Raw genomic sequence first — 20,956 nt, forward strand, 5'->3', positions numbered from 1 at the left:
GCGACGCGCGTGCTGCGCGCCGCGGTGTTCGCTAGCGGGTGGTGCCTGGCACCTTCGGTAGTGCACCGCCGGCCGCCGCGTTGCGGTCGGGGCGGAAGTTCGAGAAGTCGGCGCCGGGCACGTCGCGCACGGCTTCGAGGGAGGTCTCGATGGCGTACGCCTCGGAGTCCTCGGGGCCGACGAGCGGCAGTCGGACACGCGGGCTGCCGATGCGGCCGAGCCCGTGCAGGATGTATTTGGCGGCCACGGTACCGGGAACGTGCGTCATCACGGCGCGGACGAGCGGCTCGAGTCGCTTGTGCTCGGCCGTCGCGGTGGCCAGGTCGCCCCGGTTCACGGCGTCGACGATGGTGCGGTACGGCGCGCTCGTGATGTTCGCGGTCACGCCGATCAGGCCGGTGGCGCCGATCGACAGGTGCGGGAGCACGTTCGTGTCGTCGCCGGAGAAGTACATGAGGTCGGTGTTGTTCAGCACCCGCGAGACCTCGGCGAAGTCGCCCTTGGCGTCCTTCACGGCCAGGATGTTCGGGTGCTTGGACGCACGCAGGATCGTGTCGTACGTGATCGGGATGCCGGTGCGGCCCGGGATGTCGTACAGGATCACCGGCAGGTCGGTGGCGTCCGCGATCATCCGGAAGTGGGTGAGGACACCCGACTGCGTCGGCTTGTTGTAGTACGGCGTGACGATCATCACGCCGTCCGCGCCGGCCTTCTCGCTCTGCTTGTACAGGTGGATCGCGTGCGCGGTCTCGTTCGAGCCACCGCCCGTGATGATCTTCGCGCGGCCGGCGGCGACGGACTTGCCGACCTCGACCAGACGGAGCTTCTCCGGGTCGGTCAGCGTCGACGTCTCGCCGGTCGTGCCGGTGACGACGATGCCGTCGGCGCCGGCGGTGATGCAGTCGTCGATGTGCTGCTCGACGCCGGGCCAGTCGACCTCGCCGTCGGCCGTGAACGGGGTCACGAGGGCGACGAGGACCTGACCGAAGGGATTCTCACGCGGGGACACGGGCACCAGCGTACCGGGGATGCGCGCGAGGACCGCCGTCCGTGTGGACGGTGGACAGCCTGCGGCGCGGCCGGGAGGCCCGGATCACGTCCGTCCCGCCGGTCACGCCCGGCGCGTGCGGGCGCTCAGGCGCGGCGTTGCCACTCCAGGAACCGGTAGCGGGTGCCCGTGCGGGATTCCTGCCACGGGCCCTCGTCGGCGAGCGTCCAGCCGGCCGCCTCGTCGAGCGTGGGTGCGACGGTGTCGCCGGGCACGTCGACGTCGATCAGCGTCTCGGAGACGTGGTCGGCCGCGTCGAGTGCGGCGGCGTAGACCTGACCGCCGCCGATGACCCACACGGTCTCGTCGGCGCCCTCGGCACGCTCGAGTTCGGCCTGCAGGTCGTGCACGACCTCGGCGCCGTCGGCCGTCCACGTCGTGTCCCGGGTGAGCACGACGTTGCGCCGACCGGGCAACGGCCGGAAGCGCTCGGGCAGGGACTCCCAGGTGCGCCGGCCCATCAGCACGGTCGCGTCGCCGGTGACCTGCTTGAAGTGCGCCAGGTCCTCGGGCACGTGCCAGGGCATGCCGCCGTCGGCACCGATGACGCCGGTGGTCGAGCGGGCCCAGACCATGCCGATCATCAGACGGCGACCGCGGCCTTGATCGCCGGGTGGTGCTCGTAACCGACGACGGTGAAGTCCTCGTACTCGTAGTCGTCGATCGAGTCGCGCGGAGCGAGTTCGAGCGTCGGCATCGGGTACGCCGTGCGGGACAGCTGCTCCTCGACCTGTTCGACGTGGTTGTCGTAGATGTGGCAGTCGCCGCCGGTCCAGACGAAGTCGCCGACCTCGAGCCCGGTCTGCGCCGCGATCATGTGGGTCAGCAGCGCGTACGAGGCGATGTTGAACGGGACGCCGAGGAACATGTCGGCGCTCCGCTGGTAGAGCTGGCACGAGAGCTTGCCGTCGTTGACGGAGAACTGGAAGAAGGCGTGGCACGGGGCGAGCGCCATGTCCGGCACGTCGGCGACGTTCCACGCCGAGACGATGAGCCGGCGGCTGTCCGGGTTGGTCTTGATCTGCTCGATGACCTGGGCGATCTGGTCGACGTGCTCGCCCGAGGGGGTCGGCCACGAGCGCCACTGCACGCCGTACACCGGGCCGAGGTCGCCGTCGGCGTCCGCCCACTCGTTCCAGATCCGGACACCGTGCTCCTGCAGCCAGGTGGCGTTGCCCTCGCCACGGAGGAACCAGAGGAGCTCGTACGCGACCGACTTGAAGTGCACGCGCTTCGTGCTGACGAGGGGGAAGCCCTTCGACAGGTCGTAGCGGAGCTGTGCGCCGAACAGGCTGCGGGTGCCGGTGCCGGTGCGGTCACCCTTCGGCGAGCCCTCCGTCAGGACCCGGCGGAGCAGGTCTTCGTAGGGCGTCGGGACGGAGGCGTCGGGCTGTACGGTCTCGCTGTCGGTCACACACAGAAGCCTACGTCGGTGTGAGTAGCGTTGCGGGCATGCCCGACACGACGGAACAACCGCTCTCGATCCTGGTGGCCGGCTCGTCCGGGTTCATCGGGACGCCCCTCGTCCGCGCCCTGCGCGAGGCGGGGCACCACGTCACCACGCTCGTCCGCCGCGAAGCGCGCACCGCGACCGAGTTCCGCTGGGCACCGGGGCGACGACCGCTCGACCCGGCGATCCTCGACGGCGCCGACGTGGTGATCAACCTGGCCGGCGCGAACATCGGCAAGCTGCCGTGGACGGACGCGTACCGCAAGGAGATCCGCAGCTCGCGCATCGACGCCACCGACACCCTGGTCGAAGCGATGCGGCACGCCGCCACTCCCCCGGCGCTGTTCCTCTCGGGCTCGGCCTCGGGCGTGTACGGCGACCGCCCGGCCGACGTGCTGCAGGACGACGCCGCCCCGGGCACGGGGTTCCTCGCCGACGTCTGCACCGCGTGGGAAGCCGCCGCGAACGCCGCTCCCGCCGGGGTCCGGGTCGTCACGCTCCGCACCGGCATCGTCATCGGCAAGGGCGGCGGTGCGCTCGCGCCGCTCGTCCCGCTGACGAAGCTCGGCGTCGGCAGCCGGCTGGGCACCGGCGGCCAGCACTGGCCGTGGATCGCGCTCGAGGACGAGGTCGGGGCCATCGTGCACCTGGCGACCGCGGCACCGGACGTGTCCGGCCCGGTGAACCTGGCGGGCCCCGAGCCCGTCGTGGCCGACCGCATCACGAAGCACGTCGCCGAGGTCCTGCACCGCCCGTACCTCTTCCGGATCCCCGAGTTCGCCCTGCGCCTGGCGCTGCGGGACGCCGCCGACGACATGCTCCTGTCGAGTCAGCGGATGGTCCCCACGAAGCTGCTCGAGTCCGGCTACACGTTCCGGTACACGCAGGCGGCGGACGCGATCGACGCCGTCTTCTGATCCGCCTCCGGCCCCGGGGTCAGCGGTCGGCGGCGCGCGCCAGGGCGGTGCGCATCGCCGAACGCGCGCGCTTGCGGTCACCGGCGGCGTCGTAGACCACACCGAGCCGGTACCAGGCACGCCAGTCGGCCGGGTCCTGCTCGACCGCGTCGCGGTACCGCGGGAACAGCTCGTCGGCGGCGTCGCGGATCGGCCGGCCCGACGGCCGCACCGGGACGACGTCGTCCGGGGTGCCGCCCTCGGCTTCGAGCCGCGCGCCGAGCCGGGTGATGCGGATGCCGAAGCGGAACTCCAGCACGAGCAGGAGCGCCCCGATCGCGGCGACGACGAACAGCGCGACGCCGATGCCGATGCCGATCGGGATCCCGGTCGCGATGAAGGCGACGGCGCGCTGGCCGACGAGCACGATGTACAGGGCGAGCAGCACCGCCATCAGCGCTGCACCCCAGAACGGCGAGCGGATCGTGCGTCCGGCCCGCTCCATCCGACCCACGGCGGTCAGCCGATGCCGAGGACGCTGCCGAGGCCCACGGTGAGGCCCCGCGCCGACACCACGTTCGCCAGCGCCGCACGGATGCCCGCGACGTAGGCGACGTCGTCGTTGGTGTCGTGCCGGATCGTCAGTGTCTCACCGGGGCCGCTCAGCACGACGTCCTGCACGGCCTTCACCCCGGGCAGGCGGAGCGAGTGGATGGGCACGCTGGCGACCTGCTGGCCGCGGGCGCGCTGGTCGACGTGCGGGGCGTCCACGGGACCGACCTCGCGCCGGGCGTCGGCCATCAGCTCGGCGGTGCGCACCGCGGTGCCCGAGGGCGAGTCGATCTTGCCGGCGTGGTGGGTCTCGACGATCTCGGCGGCGGGGAACCACGGTGCCGCGATCGTCGCCAGGTGGGTGCCGAGCACGGAGCCGATCGAGAAGTTCGGGACCACGAGCACCCCCTGGTCCGGGCGTTCCCGCAGCCCGGTGCGGAGCTTCGCGAGCCGGTCGAGCGACCAGCCGGAGGTGCCGACGAGCACGTTCGCGCCGCTCGACAGCGCGTTCTCCACGATCGCCGGGCTGAGCGACGGCACCGTCACGTCGACCACCAGGGCCGCGCCGCCGAAGACCGACGGCGGCGCCTCGTGCGCGCCGTCCTTCGACGACAGGCGGGCGACGAGCTCGAACTCCGGGAGTTCCTCGACGACGGACGCCACGAGGCCCCCGAGACGACCGGTGGCGCCGACGACGGCGACGGGAGTGACCATGCGGTCCATCCTAGGATCGACGCATGTCAGTCGAGGTCAGGACCGTGCCGGCCGATCTGCCCGAGGTCGACGCGCTGCTCGACGCGTACCTGGACGAGCGCGAGGCGACGTTCCCGAGCACGCAGGGCACGTACTCGCGGAAGCGCACCCCCGCGGCCGAGTTCACGCCGCCGAACGGGGTGTTCGCGGTGGCGTACGTCGACGACGTCGCGGTCGGCTGCGGCGGCCTCCGTCGGATCGCGGACGGGGTCGACGCGACCGGTGCCGTCGACGTCCGGTTCGAGGTCAAGCACGTCTTCGTGGCACCGGCCGGGCGCGGCACGGGCGTGGCGACGGCCGTGATGGACCTGCTCGAGCGGGCCGCGGCCGACCTCGGTGCGACGAGCATCGTCCTCGACACGAACGACTCGCTCGTGGCGGCCGGTGCGATGTACCGCGGCCGCGGGTACCAGCGGGTCGAGCCGTTCAACGACAACCCGAACGCGACCGCCTGGTACCGCAAGCCGATCGCCTGAGCCGCCACGGGCCTCCCGGCCGCGCCACCGCGGACCGGACGGGCAGCCGCTAGACGGGCTGGTCGACGGGCAGACCCGTGCGCAGTTCCACCGGCAGGTGGGCCAGGTCGTTCAGCGTGACGACCTCGGCGGGCTTCGCCGACCGGATCCGGATGATCGTGAGCGCGGTGTGGGCGACGTTCGTGCCCATCCAGCGCCACTCGGGAGCCTGGAACGCCTCGCGCACGAACCAGCCGATCACGGCGTTGTGGGTGATCAGCAGGTCGTGCCGGTCCTCGCGCGCCGGCGTGAACCACTCCGACACGGCGTCGCCCATCTGGGCCTGCCCGGCGACGATCTCCTCTTCGGTGATGCCGCCGTACCAGCCCTGGTAGGCGTGCGGCATGTCCGGGGTCGGGCCCGAGGGGATGCAGTCGAACAGCAGTGTCGAGGGCTCGGGCTGGATCGACGGCAGGCGCTGCGACAGGAACGCGGCGGTCTCGCTCGGGGCCTCGAGCGGCGAGTGGTACACGCCGTCGAAGGGCACGCCGCCGAGACGGTCCGCGATCAGGGTCGCCTGACGCTTGCCGCGTTCGGAGAGCTTGCCGTCCCGCAGGCCGTGCTCGGCGTCCTGGTGTTCGCCGTGCCGGACGAGGTACAGGTAGTGCGACATGTCCGTGCTCAGCTGCCGATCCCGATGGCCGCGGCGAGTTCGTCCTGCTGCACGGCACCGACGACCGAGGTGATCGTCGGCCGGGTCAGCAGGTCGCGCGCGAGTTCGAGCACGCCGTCGGTCGTGACACCGTCGACACGCTCGAGCGCCGTCGACAGGTCGGTGTACTCGCCGGTGCCGAGCTCGGAACGGCCGAGCCGGGTCATGCGGGCGTCGGAGTCCTCGAGCGAGAGCGTCAGCGCGCCCTCGATCTGGCCCTTGGCACGTCGGAGCTCGTCCTCGGTGATGCCGTGGTCGACCATCCGGCGGAACTCGGCGTCGACGATGTCGATGACACCGGCGACGTTGTCCGGCGCGCAGCCGGCGTAGACACCGAAGGCGCCGTTGTCCAGGTACGCGGGGGCGAATGACGACACCGCGTAGGCCAGACCGCGGCGCTCGCGGACCTCCTGGAACAGGCGCGAGCTCATGCCACCACCGAGCACGGCGTTCAGGACGCTGAGCGAGGGACGGCGGTCGTCGCGCAGGTCGAGGCCCTGCGAGCCGCGGAGCATGCTGACCTGCTCGGTCGGGCGGTGCACCACGGACAGCTTCGCCTCGACCGGGTCGGCCACGGTCTCGGGCGTGCGTCGAGGCAGCGGCTCGGCGGCGGGGGCGTCGTGGAAGACGCCGGCGACCAGTTCGCAGAACCGGTCGTGGTCGACGGCCCCGGCAGCGGTCACGACGATGCCGTTCGGTGCGTAGTGCTCGCGGTAGTGGGCCAGCACCTCGTCGCGCTGGACCGCACGGATGCTGTCCGGGGTCCCGCCGATCGGACGGCCCAGGGGGTGTCCGCCGAAGGCCGCGGCGAAGAACGCCTCGCCCGCGACGTCGGCCGGGTCGTCGGCGGCCATCGCGAGTTCTTCGAGGATGACCCCGCGCTCGACGGCGAAGGCGTCCGGTTCGAGCACCGAACCGGTGACCATGTCACCGATGACGTTCACGGCCATCGGGACGTCGGTGTCCCGGACCCGTGCGTAGTAGCAGGTGTACTCCTTGGCGGTCGCGGCGTTGTGCTCACCGCCGACCGAGTCGAACGCGATGGCGATGTCGAGCGCCGATCGGGTCTCGGTGCCCTTGAAGAGCAGGTGTTCGAGGAAGTGCGTCGACCCGAACTGCCCGTCGCGCTCGTCACGCGAACCGACGCCGACCCAGAACCCGATGCTCGTCGACGCGGCACCCGGCACCGCCTCGGTCAGCACACGGACGCCCGAGGGCAGCACGGTGCGACGGACGAAGGCCCCGCCGGACGTCAGGAACGACGTGTCCGGGGCCCCGAGCGGCAGTGGCACTGGCTGGTTCATCGCAGACGAGCCTACTGATCCGTCGATGCCTCCTGCCCAGTTTCCCGGTCTCGGTCGCCTGCCACTCGAAGTGGGGTACAGAAAATGTGGACAGACCGACTCGTCTGTCTGTCCTCCTTGTGCTACTGTTGGCGACGCCGGATCGAAAGCCCCCCTAAGTTCCGATCCGGCGGCTCGGGGCATCAGTCCTGCGCGACCACCGAGTCCCCCCACTCCGGTCGCGGAGCCGATGAGTCCGAGGAGTACACGCTGTGACGGTCGATTCCCCCCAACCGGCCGTCCAGCGTCTCCCCGGCCCGAGCACGAACCTCGCGTCGCCGGACGGGTCGAGCGTCCCCCCGACTCCCCGCTCCGGCGGCGCGAAGGTCCGTGTCCTCGAGACCGCCACGCGACTCTTCTACGAAGAGGGCATCCACAGCGTCGGCGTCGACCGCCTCATCTCCGAGGCGAGCGTCACGAAGGCGACGTTCTACAAGCACTACGGGTCGAAGGACAACCTGATCCTGGCCTACATCCGCACCCAGCACGAGCGCGTGCAGGAGCGGATGGAGCAGCTGATCGCCGATGCCGGCTCCCCCGACCGTGCCGTGCGTGCGTGGGTCGCTGCACTGGCCGACGACGTCAACGACCCAGCGTTCCGCGGCTGTGCGTTCCTGCACGCCGCCGCCGAGTACCACGACCCGCGCGACCCGGTCCGCCAGGTCGTCGCCGTGCACCGCGACTGGTACACCGAGCGACTCGCGACCCTGCTGCAGGAGGCCGGACACCCCCTGCCCGGCGACGGCGCCGACGAGCTCATGCTCGCGCGCGACGGTGCGATGGCCGGCGCGTACGCCGGTGACGCGATCGCCGCCACCGCCGCGCTCAACCGCGTGGTCGACCGGGTGCTCGCGGGCTGACGCCCGGCTCGCCGCCAGCGCTGTCGCCGTCGGCTGTCGGCTGTCGCTTTCGCGAAAGCGACAGATAACCCCGAACAGTTCGCGGCATCCTGTCGCCTTCGCGGCACGGACGCACCCGCGCGACGCACATGTGTCGCTTTCGTGGGGCGGTCGAGGCGACCGCGGCCGGACGGGAGGCCCGTGGCGGGCCCGCACCGTGCCTCCAGGCCGTCACGTGCGAACTCCCACAGCCCCGCGTGCGCACCGAGCGCAGCCCGAGCCCGCGGGTGTTGGCTGGGGGCATGGCCAACGACCCCAACTGGAACCTGCCCGACGTCCCGTCCTTCACCCTGACGAGCCCCGACTTCACCGACGGAGGCGAGCTGCCCACCTCGGCACGCGGCTCCGACGCCGGCGGTGAGGACCGCTCCCCCGCACTCGAGTGGTCGAGCGCGCCCGAAGGCACGAAGAGCTTCGTCCTGACCGTCTACGACCCCGATGCCCCGACCGGCTCCGGCTTCTGGCACTGGAGCCTGACGGACATCCCGGGCTCGGCGACCTCGCTCCCCGCAGGTGCCGGCACCGACGACGCCCTGCTGCCCGCCGAGGCACTCCGCCGCCGCAACGAGTTCGGCACGGACACGTTCCTCGGGGCTGCTCCGCCCGCGGGCCACGGTGTGCACCGCTACTTCTTCACACTGAGCGCCCTCGACGTCCCCGTGCTCGAGGTCCCCGCCGACGCGACCCCCGCGGTCGTGGGCTTCATGCTCCGTGGACACCTGCTCGGGCGCGCGCAGCTCATGGGCACGCAGGAGACCCCCGCGGCCTGACCGGCACGTGGCACGGCGCGGCGATCGTTCGCGCACAGCGACAGTTCACGCGGAGCCGTGCCCGTGAGGTGTCGCTGACCGCGAAAGCACGCGAGGCCAACGCACGCGTGGCACCTGCCCTGCAACGGCGAACGGCCGCCGCCCCGGAGGGGACGGCGGCCGTTCGTGCGTCAGGACGCGGAGAGGATCAGCCCTCGGCCGGGTCCTCGGCGTGGGCGCGGACCGTCTCGGCCGAGGTGGAGTCACCCTCGGTCTCGTCGGCCACGACCGGCGCGAGCGACAGCTTGCCGCGGTCGTCCACCTTGGTGACCTCGACCAGGACCTTCTGGCCGACGCCGAGCACGTCTTCGACGTTCTCCACACGCTTGCCACCGGCGAGCTTGCGGACCTCGGAGACGTGGAGCAGACCGTCACGGCCCGGGAGCAGCGACACGAAGGCGCCGAAGGTGGCGATCTTCACGACGGTGCCGAGGAACTGGTCCCCGATCTCCGGGTTGGTCGGGTTCGCGATCGCGTTGACCTGGGCACGAGCGGCCTCGGCCGACGGACCGTCGACGGCGCCGATGTAGACGGTGCCGTTGTCCTCGATCGAGATGTCGGCGCCGGTGGTGTCCTGGATGCCGTTGATCGTCTTGCCCTTCGGGCCGATCAGCTCGCCGATCTTGTCGACGGGGATCTGCACCGAGATGACGCGAGGAGCGGTGTCCGCCATCTCGTCGGGGGCGTCGATGGCCTCGTTCAGCACACCGAGGATGGCCGAGCGGGCCTCCTTGGCCTGCTTGAGCGCCGCGTCGAGCACCGTCGACGGGATGCCGTCGAGCTTGGTGTCGAGCTGGATCGCGGTGACGAACTCCGAGGTACCGGCGACCTTGAAGTCCATGTCGCCGAGGGCGTCTTCCGCACCGAGGATGTCGGTCAGGGCCGCGTAGCGGGTCTGGCCGTCGACGGTGTCGGACACGAGGCCCATCGCGATGCCGGCGACCGGGGCCTTGAGGGGCACACCGGCGTTGAGCAGCGACAGGGTCGAGGCGCAGACGGAACCCATCGAGGTCGAGCCGTTGGAGCTGAGCGCCTCGGAGACCTGACGGATGGCGTACGGGAACTCGTCACGCGACGGCAGCACCGGCACGAGGGCGCGCTCGGCGAGGAAGCCGTGCCCGATCTCGCGACGCTTCGGCGAACCCACGCGGCCGGTCTCACCGGTCGAGTAGGGCGGGAAGTTGTAGTGGTGCAGGTAGCGCTTCTTCGTGACGGGCGACAGCGAGTCGATCTGCTGCTCCATCTTGAGCATGTTCAGCGTGGTGACGCCGAGGATCTGCGTCTCGCCGCGCTGGAAGATCGCCGAACCGTGGACGCGCGGGATCACGGCGACCTCGGCGTCGAGCGGACGGATGTCGGCGAGGCCGCGGCCGTCCATGCGGATCTGCTCGGTCAGGATGCGGCCGCGGACGACCTTCTTCGTGACCGACTTGTACGCGGCACCGACCTGCGAGTTGGCGACCTCGGGCAGCGAGCCCGCGGTGACCTGCTCGGCGATGGCAGCCTTGACGCGCGACTTGAGCGCGTCGTCGGCGTCCTGACGCTCGGTCTTGGCGGCGATCTTGTAGACGTCACCGAGCTCGGAGAGCGCGAGGGCCTCGACGGCCGAGTAGACCTCGGGCGCGTACGGCGGGAAGACCGGGAAGTCCTGGATCTCCTTGGCCGACTGCGCGGCGAGCTTGGCCTGCGCGTCGACGAGGGACTTGAGGAACGGCTTGGCCGCCTCGAGACCCTGGGCGACGATGGCCTCGTCGGGCTTGGTGGCGCCGCCCTGGATGAGGTCCCAGGCGTGCTCGGTGGCTTCCGCCTCGACCATCATGATCGCGACGTCCTCGTTGCCGGCCTCGTCCGTGACGACACGGCCGGCGACGGTCAGGTCGAACACGGCGTCGGCGAGCTGCGAGGCCTTCGGGAACGCGACCCACTGGTCACCGATGAGCGCGAGGCGCACACCGGCGATCGGGCCGGAGAACGGCAGACCGGAGATCTGCGTCGACGCGGACGCGGCGTTGATCGCCAGCGCGTCGTAGAACTCGTCCGGAGCGATGCTCAGGACGGTGATGACGATCTGCACCTCGTTGCGGAGGCCGTCGACGAACGACGGACGCAGCGGCCGGTCGATCAGACGGCAGACGAGGATGGCCTCGGTCGACGGACGGCCTTCGCGGCGGAAGAACGAACCGGGGATCTTGCCGGCGGCGTAGGAACGCTCCTCGACGTCGACGGTCAGCGGGAAGAAGTCGAAGCCCTCACGCGGGTGCTTGCCGGCGCTGGTGGCCGAGAGGAGCATCGTTTCCTCGTCCAGGTACGCGGCGACCGCGCCCTGGGCCTGCTGTGCGAGCCGACCGGTCTCGAACCGGACGGTGCGCTTGCCGTACTTGCCGTTGTCGATGACGGCTTCGGCGAACTTGATCTCGGGACCCTCCAAAAGGGCGCCTCCTTGATGTGTTTCCGGCAGGCCGTGGCGACGGCACTCGATGGTGCGTGCGCGCCGATCGTTCCGGACGCATGTCTGGCCAGCAGTAGAAGCACTCGGGAAACCGTTCCGGCCCGCGAGCCACCACCGATGACCAGCTCCGTGCCCGGCCTGCGCAGTGTTGTGTGTGACGTCCGGGGAATGAGTCCTCGGACACGATGGACTTTACCAGTCCTCAGGCTGTCGGCGGCGCGGCTCGCTGGACTCCTGGTGAACATCGGTAGCCTGCCGACATGCGCCTCACCCCCTCGCGGGGCGTGCTCGTCGCGGCCGCCGTGGTCGTCGGCGCGCTCGTCGCCCCGGCCCTGATCGCTGCCCCCGCGAACGCCACCGAGTACCCCACCTGGCAGGACGTCCAGCGCGCCAAGGGCAACGAGACAGCGAAGCGCGCCGAGGTGCAGAAGGTGCAGGCGGCGCTGCAGTCGGCGCAGGACGAAGCCGCCGCGAAGTCGCAGGCCGCCCTGGTGGCCTCGTCGAAGGCGGACGCGGCCGAGTCGGAGCTGGCGTCGGCCACCCAGGCCGCCACGAGCCTCCAGGCCCAGGCGCAGCACGCGAGCGAGACGGCGGACCGGGCCCAGCAGCGGGCCGGTCAGCTGGCCGCGAACCTGTACCGCGACGGCAGCACGAACCAGATGACCACCCGTATCGCGACCGCGAAGAACCCGGACCAGCTGCTCTACCAGCTCGGCGCGCTCGACCAGCTGTCGGAGACCTGGGCCGGCGTCATGGACGACGCGTCCGTCGCGGCCGGCACGGCGTCGTCGCTGCACGAGCAGGCCGAGCGGGCCGAGACGGAACGCGCGACGCGCGCGCAGGCGGCCGAGGAACGCTCGGCCGCGGCGAAGTCGGCGGAACAGGCAGCGGACGCCGCCGTCGAGTCGACGGAGCAGCACAGCGACGAGCTGTACGCGCAGCTCGCGTCGCTCAAGGACAGCACCGCGAAGCAGGAGGCCGGGTACGAACTCGGCCAGCGGGTCGCCGCGCAGAAGGCGGAGCAGCAGCGCAAGCGGGCCGCAGCGGCGGCGGCCGAGGCGGCGGCGAACACGGCGGCGAACGCCGGCAGCAGCGCTTCCAGCGGCGGCGCGACCAGCGGCGGCACCGGCTCGTCCTACCCGAGCACCGGGGGCGTCGCCGTGGACCCCGCGGCCGCGCAGGCCTACGCACGGAGCGCGCTCGGGTCGTACGGGTGGGGCTCCGACCAGTTCTCGTGCCTGGTGTCGCTCTGGACGCAGGAGTCCGGGTGGCGGGCGAACGCCCTGAACGCCTCGAGCGGCGCCTACGGCATCCCGCAGTCGCTGCCGGCCGAGAAGATGGCGGTCGCCGGAGCCGACTGGCGCACCAACGCGAACACGCAGATCGACTGGGGGCTCGCGTACATCAAGAGCGCCTACGGATCACCCTGCGGGGCGTGGGGCCACGAGATGAGCGTCAACCCGCACTGGTACTGAGCGCTGGGCCGGCCGGGCGCCGGTCGCCGGCTGCTCACCGCTCCACCAGTCGGAGCGCCTGCAGGGGGCACATCGCGACGGCGTCGGCCGCAGCGGCCCGCTCGTGCGGACGGACCGGGACGTCGCGGGTGCCGGCACCGGGGGTGCCGGGGTCGCCCGGGTTGCCGGCCCGGACACCGGGATCGCCGGGGTCGCCTCCGGCCCGGGCGCCGGGGGTGCCGGCCCGGGCGATCGGGTAGCCCCACTCGTCGCGCTCGAGCCGCTCGGCGAACAGTTCCGTGCACAACCCCCGGCCCCGGCAGCGCGTCCAGTCGACGTGCAGCGAGACGACACCCGCGCCTGCGCCCGCGCCCCCGCTCACCACGCACCCCCGCGCCGCAGCAGGCACCGGCCACCGAGGTGCGCCTGCACGTCGTCGTGGAACACGTCGAGCGCGCTCCGCACCATCCGCGCCACCCCGTCCGGGTGGTGACACGCCCCACGACCGTCCACCAGCGCGGCCACCCGACGCACCTCGCCCGCCAGGTCCCCCGCTGCTCGCCCCGAGGCCAGGTCCCCGACGACGTCGGCGATCCGCGGCAGTCCGTTCACGCAGGGTCCGCACCGTCCGGCCGACGCTCCGGCGAGCGCCGCCGCCAGCCGTGCCGTCACCGCGATCGGGCAGGTCCGGTCGTCGAGCACGGCGAGCACCCCGGCCCCGGGCGCGGCACCCCACCGAGCCAGTCCCTCGGGGTCGAACGACGCGTCGAGGGCCGCGGCCGGCAGCCACGTCCCGCCCCATCCGCCGACCAGCACGGCGCGCGTGTGCGCCGGATCGGTCACCGGCAGCCGGGAGGCCCGCAGCAGTTCCCCGAGCGGCGCACCCCCGGCGGTCTCCAGCACCACCGCGGTGGTCGGGTCCGTCACGTCGCTCACCGTGACGAGCCGGGTGCCGGGGGCACTCGGGCTGCCGACGCCCCGGGCCCACGCCGCCCCGAAGCGCACGACGAGTGCTGCCTGGGCGAGGGTCTCGACGTTCGACACCAGGGTCGGTCGCCCGCTCGGGCCCCGTTCGGCGAGCCGCACCACGCGGTCCTCGGGCACACCCCGGCCACCGGCGACGGCCGAGGCGAGGGCGCTGGCCTCCCCGGAGACGAAGGAGGCGTGGGGCAGGACCCGCAGTCTGATCGGCACGGGGTCGCCGCCGCGGTCGGCGCGTTCCGCGAGGGCCCGGCGGACCGGACCGGCGAGTCGGTCGCTCGTGGCGAGCACCGCCTCGGAGGCACCGATCGCGGCGGCCGCGACGACGATGCCGTCGAGTACCAGGTGCGGTGCGCGCTCGAGCAGGACGGCGTCCTTGCGGCTGGCGGGTTCCCCCTCGGCGGCGTTCGCGACCACGAGGGGCGCACCCCGACCCCGACGTCGACCATTCGCGGTCACGGCGGCGAGCTTCCGGGCGAGCGGGAACCCGGCTCCGCCGCGGCCGTCGACGCCGGCGCGGCCGAGTTCGTCGACCCGCCACGGGCCGAGCTGCGGCAGCGGGCCGAAGGTGTCCTCGTGGTCGGTGCGGGCCGGACCGGGTGCGGCCAGGAGCCGTCGGGTGCCGGTGGGTGGGACGACGGTGCGGGGGTGGGTCAGGGTCATCGGACGACCTCCAGCTTCGCGGAACGGAACTCGGTGACACGGGCGGTGCAGCGCCAGACGACGGCGCCGACGACGGCCGCGGTGCAGACGCCGGCGAGCACGAGGAACCACGCGGAGGTGCCGTCGGTCCCGGTGCCGACCGCGTGGGCCAGGGCGATCGGCCACATGGCGTAGGCCGCCCAGTGCACGGCGCGGAAGGCCCGCGGCCCGATCACACGGCGGAGCAGTGCGGTGACGACGAGCACGACGAGCAGGTCGACGGCCAGGGTGCCGAGCCCCAGCCAGAACCACCGGTCGGCGCCGACGAACGGCACGACCGTGTCGAGGAGGCGCAGTTCGGCCTCGGTGTCGAGCAGCAGCGAACCCACGTGCACCGCGACGAACACGGTGGCGGCGAGGGCGACGTCCCGGTGCACGAGCTGCACGGCGAACCGGGGCAGCCCGGGCAGCGGTCGTCCGCTCCTGGTGACGATGCCGAGGAGCACCGTGAGGGTGAGGAGCAGGACGGCGGTGACCCCGAAGCCCCGGCCGATCACCCAGAGAGCGGTGTCCATCAGGCGACCGCCGATCGGTCGTCGTCGGCGCGCTGGCCGTCGGTGCCCTGGTCGTCGGGCCAGCCGCCGAGCCGTACGACCGTGCCGTCGGCGGCGACGAGCCGGGCGGCGCGTCCGCTCTGCCGGAGCCACTCGGCGGCGGTGCGACCGCGCACCACGGCGGCGGTCGTCATCGTGTTGGCGGTGGTGCACGACGGGGCGACGACGGTCACCGTGCGCCAGACCGGCTCGGCGGGCAGACCCCACCGGGGGTCGAGGATGTGGTGCCGGGCGGTGCCGTCCTGCTCCCAGCGGCGCTTCTGCGTGCTCGAGGTCGCCACGGACCACCCCGAGGCGATCCGGACGTGGTCGACCGGGTCACCCTCGAGGTCCTCCACCCGCACCTGCCAGCCGCCGGACGGATCCGGGCCGGCGGTCGCGACGTCACCGCCGAGGGACACCAGCGCCCCGATGCCGAGCCGTGCGGTGATGCTCGCCGCGGCCATGTCGGCGGCAGCGGCCTTCGCCGTGGCACCGAGGTCGAGGGTGACACCCTCGGGGATGCGCAGGAACGTGCCCGACAGCAGGATGCGCTGCCACGCCGGACGGTCGTCGAGTGCACGCGACAGGGCCTCGGGCGACGGGACCGGCCGGGCGTCGGCGAAGGCGGCGTCGTACCCGAGGGACACCATCCGGCGCCCGAGGGTGGGGTCGACGTCACCGTCGGAGAGCCGGGCTGCGTCGAGGGCCTGGTGCACCAGTGCGGCGAGGAGCGGCGACACCTCGGTGCCACGCACCAGGTCGTCAGCGCGTGCGGTGAGTTCGGAGTCGTCGCGGAAGCGGCTGCACGCGGCATCGACTGCGGAGGTGACCTGCCGGACGCAGGACTCCGCGTCCGCGAGGTGCCGACGGTCCCGGTGGTCGAGGACGACCCGGGCGGTCGTGGTCCAGAGGTCCCACTCGGTGGCGGCGCGCACGGTCACGACCCCGTCGCCGTGGTGTCGGAGGTCCCGCCGGTGGTGCCCTGCGAGACGCCGGTGTCCGAGTCGCTGGTCCCGGAGTCACTCGTGGCGGAGTCGGTCGGCTGGGTCGACGAGTCGGTGCTCGTGTCGGCACTGCTACTGGACTCGCTGCTGCTGGAGTCGCTGCTGCTGGAGCTGCTCGTGCTCGGGTCACTGCTCGTGCTCGTGCTCGCCTGCTCGTGCCCGAGCCAGATCCCCGCACCGGTGACCATCGCCACCACGAGCCCGCCCACGCTGACGAGCGCACTCGTGATCCGTGCGGATCGCCTGCCGCTGCCTCTGGTGTCCATCGGTGCTCCTCGTCGTCACGACGAGGTTCCCGAGGGCACCGATGAGCCAGCCGCGCACCCGCCGCGCACCGACCGTACGAACCCTGTGGTCCGTCTAAGAGCACGTGCTCCCGTCGACGGCGGCGGGACGCGGGTCAGTGGCCGAGGCCGCCGAGCAGGCTCGCGAAGTCCGGGGTCGCGGGGAGCGCATCGGCTTCCTGCGGGGCCCGCCTGGAGGCCCGGATCGCCCAGGCCAGGTCGGCTCCGGCCCGGCGGATGCGACCGTCCAGGGCGGCCGCGTCACCGTCGGTCCCCCAGTCGTCGGTCGCGGCGAAGACCCCGGTGGGCACGATCGCCGCGCGCAGGTACGCGAAGACGGGCCGCAGGGCGTGGTCGATCGCGAGGGAGTGCCGCGAGGTCCCGCCGGTGGCCCCGAGCAGGACGGGCATGTCGGCCATCGAGTCCTTGTCGAGCACGTCCAGGAACGACTTCGCCAGTCCGCTGACGCCCGCGGTGAAGATCGGCGTGACGAACACGACGGCGTCGGCCTCGACCACGGCGGCCATCGCCGCGGAGAGCGCCGGGGCCGCGAAGCCGGTGAGCATCGCGTCGGTGATCTCGTGCGCGAGCGGCCGGAGTTCGACGTGCACGACGTGCACGACGTGTGCCGGGGTGCCCTCGGCGACGAGTGACGCGACGGCGGCCTCGCCCAGGCGGTCGGCGAGCAGGCGGGTGGAGCTGGGCTCGGAGAGTCCGGCGGAGACGACGGCGATGGTGGTCATGATGCTTCCCGACTTTCGATGCGTTTGCATGAACATAGCATCCAACCGGGTTGCCCTCGCAACCATTCCCGCCATCGAACAGCGTGCCGATCGGTCACGACTCCCCGCGCGCCGGCCGCCGATCGGTCATGAAGTGTCGAGTGGGACCGTGGTGGCCGACGAGTCGTGACCGCTGGACGAGCGCGGGCGACGTGTCGTGACCGACCGAGGACGGAGTGCGGCCGGAGCGGGGCCCCGCCGAGCGTCGAACGCCCCGCGGAACGAAGAACGCCCCGGTCCTCACGAGGAGGACCGGGGCGTTCGGTCAAGCGTGTGTCGGTCGACTAGCGACGCAGGCCGAGGCGCTCGATGAGCGTGCGGTAGCGGGCGATGTCGACGTCGGAGAGGTAGCCGAGGAGACGGCGACGCTGACCGACCATGAGGAGCAGGCCACGACGCGAGTGGTGGTCGTGCTTGTGCTCCTTGAGGTGCTCGTTCAGGTCGTTGATACGACGCGTCAGAACGGCGACCTGGACCTCGGGGGATCCGGTGTCGCCCGGGTGGGTCGCGTACTCTTCGATGATCTCCTGCTTGACCTGTGCGTCAAGTGCCATGGTGATCCCCTTCCTGTCCGTTGCGCGGTGCCCGTGCCTGATGCGCGAGCGCTCTTTGTCCGCGGCCGTTCGACGGCAACCGCACAAGACTACCAGAGTCCTAGGCGGTCCTGGGGTGCAGACGGCGTCGGCGGCGACGCTCCGGCAGCAGACTGCGGACGAGTCCGACCAGCGTGGCGCCGAGCAGACCGCCGAGGCCGTTCGACAGCACGTCGCGCGGGTCCGCGACGCGGTACGGCAGGTAGGTGGCCTGCGCGAACTCGATGCCCGTGGACAGGGCGACCGCGACGAGCGCGCCGAGGATCCACCAGCGCCGGGGCAGCCACAGCGCCGCGAGCATCCCCACGGGCACGAACATCGCGATGTTGGCGAGGAACTCGGTGCGCTCGTACGTGAACCAGGCACCGTGCGGCAGCTGCTGCACCCAGGCGATCGCGTGCAGCACGAGGGAGTTCTGGGCCGAGGTGAAGACCTGCGGGGTCAGCGTCATCCGCCAGATCACCCAGGCGTAGCCCGCGGTCAGGGCGAGGAGGAGGAGTCGACGGAACATCCGCACAGTGTGCTGCACGGTCCTGCGCGGTCGCTGGAGCGCTCCTGTCAGCCGTCGGTGCGACACCTGGGCGATCGCGGATCTGCGCTGGTCAGGACTCCCCCGCACCTGTCAGCATGGGTCCGGGCGCGATCGGTGCCCGCACCACCGACACCGCACGGTCAGATCAGGAGCACCGCAGCATGCCGGAGCACGAGGCACCCAGCACCCCACGCCGCAACCGCACCGGCGGCCTGCGGCAGTGGGGGTGGATCGCCGCTGCGGCCGTCGTCGTCGCCGCGGTCGTCACGACCCTCGTGGTCGTCGGCCCGTGGAACGGCGGCCAGCCGGACGGTGACCGTACCCCGAGCGGCCGCAGCGTCGCCGAGCGGAAGTCCGCGGCCGAGGCGTTCCCGGGCGGGCTCGCGCGCCAGCCGACCGCCGTGAACCAGGCCGGCCTCCGCGAGCGCCAGGCCCGTGCCGACGGTGACACCCAGACCGCCGAGCAGATCGCGGTGATCGCCGACCAGCCGATCGCGACGTGGCTGACGAACACCTCGCGGGCCGAGACCCGCTCCACGATCCGGTCGGTGGTCAGCACGGCCGAGCAACGCGGTGGCACCCCCGTGTTCGTCCTCTACAACATCCCGGACCGTGACTGCGGCAGCTACTCGAAGGGCGGCACCGAGGACGACGCCTACCTGCCGTGGGTCCGGTCCGCCGTCCGGGCGATGGCCGGTTCGCACGCGGTCGTGCTCGTCGAACCCGACTCGATCGCCCAGGTCCAGAACTGCGAGCGGCTGCGCGACGAACGCCTGCCCCTGCTGCGGAAGGCCGTCGACGCCCTGACCGGCCACGGGCTCACCGTGTACCTGGACGGCGGCAACGAGAACCGTGTGCTGACCGCCACCATGGCCGACTGGCTGCGGCAGGCCGGCGTCGACGAGGTGCAGGGCTTCTTCACGAACGTGTCGAACTTCTACCGGGTCGACCAGGAGCGCGCGTACGCCGACGAGCTCGCCGACGCGATCGGCGGCGACCCGCACTTCGTCATCGACGTCTCCCGCAACGGGCAGGGGTGGCGGGGCACCTGGTGCAACCCCGAGGGCGCCGGCCTCGGCCAGGAGCCGCACGTCACCGGCGGCAGCACCCGGCTCGACGCCCTGCTCTGGGTGAAGACGCCCGGGCTCAGCGACGGCACCTGCAACGGCGGCCCCGCGGCCGGCCAGTGGTGGGAGTCGTACGCGCTGGCCCTCGTCGAGCACCGCAAGCGCGACTGACGACGCCGCAAGACGGCCCGCGCAGGGCCGTGTCGGTGCCCGGTGGTTGCATGTGCGCATGACCGCGACCGACCGCATCCGCTCCGTCGTCCCGCCCTACTTGCTCCGCGCCGTCGCCGACGCCGATGCGTTCCCACGGGCGGCCTCGGCGGCACGCACCGCACTGGCCTCGCTCGACGCCGTGCAGGCGCCGAAGCACGCGCACCTGGTCGCACCGCGCAGCGTCAGCGGCGCCGTCGACCGCTCCCCGCAGCGGACGATCACCGACGCGCACGGCACCACGACGCTGCCCGGCACCGTCGTCCGGCGCGAGGGCGACGCCGACTCCGGTGACGCCGCGGTCGACGAGGCGTACGCGGGCCTCGGCGCCACGCACGCCTTCTGGCTCGAGGTGTTCGACCGGGTGTCGATCGACGGCGCCGGACTCCCCCTCGACGCGACCGTGCACTACGGCCAGGACTACGACAACGCCTACTGGGACGGCAACCGGATGGTGTTCGGCGACGGCGACGACGAGGTGTTCCGCCGCTTCACCGTCGCGCTCGACGTCATCGGCCACGAGCTCGCGCACGGCGTCACGCAGTACACCGCCGACCTGACCTACCAGGGCCAGTCGGGCGCCCTCAACGAGTCGATCAGCGACGTCTTCGGCTCCCTGGTCGCCCAGTACGCGGCGGGGCAGACGGCGGAGCAGGCGAGCTGGCTCATCGGCGAGGGGCTGTTCACCGACGCTGTGCAGGGCGACGCGCTCCGGTCGATGCGGGCCCCCGGCACCGCGTACGACGACCCGGTACTCGGGAAGGACCCGCAACCGGCGACCATGGCCGGTTTCGTCGACACCACGGACGACGCGGGCGGGGTCCACACGAACTCCGGCATCCCGAACCACGCGTTCTTCCTGGCGGCCACGGCCATCGGCGGCCCCGCGTGGCTGGGTGCCGGCGCCGTCTGGTGGGACGCCCTGACGTCGGCCGAGGTGACCGCCTCGATCGACTTCGCGGGGTTCGCCACCGTCACCGTCGACGCGGCCGGGCGGCGGTTCGGGGACGGTTCCGCCGAGCAGACCGCGGTCCGTCAGGCCTGGCAGCAGGTGGGCGTGCTCGACTGAGCAGGCCACCCGGGCGTAGCGTCGAGGGCATGCGCATCGAGGTCCGCCGCTCCGGGGGCTTCGCCGGCACCACACGGCGCTGGCGGGTCGACACCGACACGAGCAGCGACCCCACGGCGTGGTCCGACGTCGTCGACGCGCTGCGGCGCACCCCGGCACCGACGGCACCGCCCGTCCCCGACGACTTCAGCTGGACGATCACCGTCGAGCGCACCACCGTGACGATCCCGGGTCGCCGCCTCGACGGTCCGTGGGCCGACCTGGTCGCGCGGGTGCGGTCCGAGGGCGACCCGACCTGAGCCGGGAGGCCCGTGGCGGGCCCGCACCGCGCCTCCCGTCCGCCCCGCGGGGACGCCACCACCCACCGATCGTGAGC

24 protein-coding genes are annotated in these 20,956 nt (G+C 72.4%); 8 read left to right on the forward strand and 16 right to left on the reverse strand.

Features of this window, described 5'->3' with window-relative positions:
- Positions 1 to 31: 31 nt before the first annotated feature.
- The 3 genes from dapA to DEI98_RS11125 all read right to left on the reverse strand — a co-directional run bounded on the left by dapA (position 32) and on the right by DEI98_RS11125 (position 2,462).
- Complete coding sequence (dapA, locus tag DEI98_RS11115) at positions 32 to 1,009, reverse strand: 4-hydroxy-tetrahydrodipicolinate synthase (RefSeq protein ID WP_017885921.1); 978 nt, start codon at positions 1,007 to 1,009, stop codon at positions 32 to 34.
- Between the two features lie 125 nt (positions 1,010 to 1,134).
- Entirely contained in the window at positions 1,135 to 1,632 is a 498-nt protein-coding gene (locus tag DEI98_RS11120; protein ID WP_110864737.1) for a dihydrofolate reductase, read from the reverse strand.
- Complete coding sequence (locus DEI98_RS11125) at positions 1,632 to 2,462, reverse strand: thymidylate synthase (RefSeq protein ID WP_110864736.1); 831 nt, start codon at positions 2,460 to 2,462, stop codon at positions 1,632 to 1,634. Before DEI98_RS11125 ends, DEI98_RS11120 begins: the two co-directional genes overlap by 1 nt.
- 38 nt (positions 2,463 to 2,500) lie before the next feature.
- Here DEI98_RS11125 and DEI98_RS11130 point away from each other — a divergent pair, with 38 nt between their 5' ends.
- Positions 2,501 to 3,415, forward strand: coding sequence for a TIGR01777 family oxidoreductase (locus tag DEI98_RS11130; protein WP_110864735.1), 915 nt, complete (start codon positions 2,501 to 2,503; stop codon positions 3,413 to 3,415).
- Positions 3,416 to 3,434: 19 nt separating this feature from the next.
- Here the strand turns inward: DEI98_RS11130 and DEI98_RS11135 are convergent, their stop codons facing one another.
- Both DEI98_RS11135 and DEI98_RS11140 read right to left on the reverse strand, forming a co-directional pair.
- The gene (locus DEI98_RS11135; protein WP_017885925.1) at positions 3,435 to 3,899 is read right to left on the reverse strand and encodes a tetratricopeptide repeat protein; all 465 of its coding nucleotides are present in this window, start codon (positions 3,897 to 3,899) and stop codon (positions 3,435 to 3,437) included.
- A 14-nt stretch (positions 3,900 to 3,913) separates the two neighbouring features.
- Positions 3,914 to 4,660: a 4-hydroxy-tetrahydrodipicolinate reductase gene (locus DEI98_RS11140; protein ID WP_228513608.1), complete on the reverse strand. Its 747-nt coding sequence runs from the start codon at positions 4,658 to 4,660 to the stop codon at positions 3,914 to 3,916.
- Positions 4,661 to 4,683: 23 nt separating this feature from the next.
- On the opposite strand from DEI98_RS11140, the gene DEI98_RS11145 reads away from it, so the two are divergent.
- Positions 4,684 to 5,175 (forward strand): GNAT family N-acetyltransferase, encoded by a 492-nt coding sequence (locus tag DEI98_RS11145; RefSeq protein ID WP_111100771.1) that lies wholly within the window; start codon positions 4,684 to 4,686, stop codon positions 5,173 to 5,175.
- Between the two features lie 49 nt (positions 5,176 to 5,224).
- Here the strand turns inward: DEI98_RS11145 and DEI98_RS11150 are convergent, their stop codons facing one another.
- On the reverse strand, positions 5,225 to 5,827 hold the full coding sequence (locus DEI98_RS11150) for a histidine phosphatase family protein (protein WP_027464756.1): 603 nt from the start codon (positions 5,825 to 5,827) through the stop codon (positions 5,225 to 5,227).
- Positions 5,828 to 5,835: 8 nt separating this feature from the next.
- On the reverse strand, positions 5,836 to 7,170 hold the full coding sequence (locus DEI98_RS11155; protein ID WP_111100772.1) for a pitrilysin family protein: 1,335 nt from the start codon (positions 7,168 to 7,170) through the stop codon (positions 5,836 to 5,838).
- A gap of 251 nt (positions 7,171 to 7,421) precedes the next feature.
- Here DEI98_RS11155 and DEI98_RS11160 point away from each other — a divergent pair, with 251 nt between their 5' ends.
- Together DEI98_RS11160 and DEI98_RS11165 are read left to right on the forward strand one after the other, a co-directional pair.
- Positions 7,422 to 8,069: a TetR/AcrR family transcriptional regulator gene (locus tag DEI98_RS11160; RefSeq protein WP_110859266.1), complete on the forward strand. Its 648-nt coding sequence runs from the start codon at positions 7,422 to 7,424 to the stop codon at positions 8,067 to 8,069.
- Positions 8,070 to 8,350: 281 nt separating this feature from the next.
- A complete protein-coding gene (locus DEI98_RS11165; protein WP_110864730.1) occupies positions 8,351 to 8,878 on the forward strand; it encodes a YbhB/YbcL family Raf kinase inhibitor-like protein in 528 nt (175 codons plus the stop codon).
- Positions 8,879 to 9,065: 187 nt separating this feature from the next.
- Here the strand turns inward: DEI98_RS11165 and DEI98_RS11170 are convergent, their stop codons facing one another.
- Positions 9,066 to 11,345 carry a polyribonucleotide nucleotidyltransferase gene (locus DEI98_RS11170; protein WP_110864729.1) on the reverse strand — a complete coding sequence of 760 codons (2,280 nt, stop codon included), beginning with the start codon at positions 11,343 to 11,345 and terminating at the stop codon, positions 9,066 to 9,068.
- 281 nt (positions 11,346 to 11,626) lie between these two features.
- On the opposite strand from DEI98_RS11170, the gene DEI98_RS11175 reads away from it, so the two are divergent.
- On the forward strand, positions 11,627 to 12,841 hold the full coding sequence (locus DEI98_RS11175) for a hypothetical protein (RefSeq protein ID WP_111100773.1): 1,215 nt from the start codon (positions 11,627 to 11,629) through the stop codon (positions 12,839 to 12,841).
- A 34-nt stretch (positions 12,842 to 12,875) separates the two neighbouring features.
- Here the strand turns inward: DEI98_RS11175 and DEI98_RS11180 are convergent, their stop codons facing one another.
- From DEI98_RS11180 to DEI98_RS11215, 8 genes are all read right to left on the reverse strand, one after another.
- Positions 12,876 to 13,316, reverse strand: a complete 441-nt coding sequence (locus tag DEI98_RS11180) for a ferredoxin (RefSeq protein WP_111094692.1) — start codon at positions 13,314 to 13,316, stop codon at positions 12,876 to 12,878.
- Positions 13,199 to 14,464: an NADH-ubiquinone oxidoreductase-F iron-sulfur binding region domain-containing protein gene (locus tag DEI98_RS11185; protein ID WP_111100774.1), complete on the reverse strand. Its 1,266-nt coding sequence runs from the start codon at positions 14,462 to 14,464 to the stop codon at positions 13,199 to 13,201. Before DEI98_RS11185 ends, DEI98_RS11180 begins: the two co-directional genes overlap by 118 nt.
- A complete protein-coding gene (locus DEI98_RS11190; RefSeq protein ID WP_111100775.1) occupies positions 14,461 to 15,018 on the reverse strand; it encodes a ferric reductase-like transmembrane domain-containing protein in 558 nt (185 codons plus the stop codon). The genes DEI98_RS11185 and DEI98_RS11190 overlap by 4 nt, the downstream gene beginning before the upstream one ends.
- On the reverse strand, positions 15,018 to 15,974 hold the full coding sequence (locus tag DEI98_RS11195) for an FAD:protein FMN transferase (protein WP_220037076.1): 957 nt from the start codon (positions 15,972 to 15,974) through the stop codon (positions 15,018 to 15,020). The genes DEI98_RS11190 and DEI98_RS11195 overlap by 1 nt, the downstream gene beginning before the upstream one ends.
- A 2-nt stretch (positions 15,975 to 15,976) precedes the next feature.
- Complete coding sequence (locus DEI98_RS11200) at positions 15,977 to 16,309, reverse strand: hypothetical protein (protein ID WP_146243506.1); 333 nt, start codon at positions 16,307 to 16,309, stop codon at positions 15,977 to 15,979.
- Positions 16,310 to 16,443: 134 nt separating this feature from the next.
- Complete coding sequence (locus DEI98_RS11205; protein ID WP_111100778.1) at positions 16,444 to 17,070, reverse strand: CE1759 family FMN reductase; 627 nt, start codon at positions 17,068 to 17,070, stop codon at positions 16,444 to 16,446.
- Positions 17,071 to 17,393: 323 nt separating this feature from the next.
- Positions 17,394 to 17,663 carry a 30S ribosomal protein S15 gene (gene rpsO, locus DEI98_RS11210; protein ID WP_017885935.1) on the reverse strand — a complete coding sequence of 90 codons (270 nt, stop codon included), beginning with the start codon at positions 17,661 to 17,663 and terminating at the stop codon, positions 17,394 to 17,396.
- A gap of 100 nt (positions 17,664 to 17,763) precedes the next feature.
- On the reverse strand, positions 17,764 to 18,213 hold the full coding sequence (locus DEI98_RS11215; protein ID WP_084741173.1) for a VanZ family protein: 450 nt from the start codon (positions 18,211 to 18,213) through the stop codon (positions 17,764 to 17,766).
- 182 nt (positions 18,214 to 18,395) lie between these two features.
- On the opposite strand from DEI98_RS11215, the gene DEI98_RS11220 reads away from it, so the two are divergent.
- From DEI98_RS11220 to DEI98_RS11230, 3 genes are read left to right on the forward strand one after another with little or no spacing between them, the layout of a single operon-like run.
- Complete coding sequence (locus DEI98_RS11220) at positions 18,396 to 19,472, forward strand: glycoside hydrolase family 6 protein (RefSeq protein ID WP_146243507.1); 1,077 nt, start codon at positions 18,396 to 18,398, stop codon at positions 19,470 to 19,472.
- Between the two features lie 58 nt (positions 19,473 to 19,530).
- Positions 19,531 to 20,580 (forward strand): M4 family metallopeptidase, encoded by a 1,050-nt coding sequence (locus DEI98_RS11225; protein ID WP_111100780.1) that lies wholly within the window; start codon positions 19,531 to 19,533, stop codon positions 20,578 to 20,580.
- A 29-nt stretch (positions 20,581 to 20,609) separates the two neighbouring features.
- On the forward strand, positions 20,610 to 20,879 hold the full coding sequence (locus DEI98_RS11230; RefSeq protein WP_111100781.1) for a protealysin inhibitor emfourin: 270 nt from the start codon (positions 20,610 to 20,612) through the stop codon (positions 20,877 to 20,879).
- Positions 20,880 to 20,956: the final 77 nt, after the last annotated feature.

Origin of the sequence: Curtobacterium sp. MCLR17_034 (assembly GCF_003234485.1) — a bacterium.
Lineage (GTDB): Bacteria > Actinomycetota > Actinomycetes > Actinomycetales > Microbacteriaceae > Curtobacterium > Curtobacterium flaccumfaciens.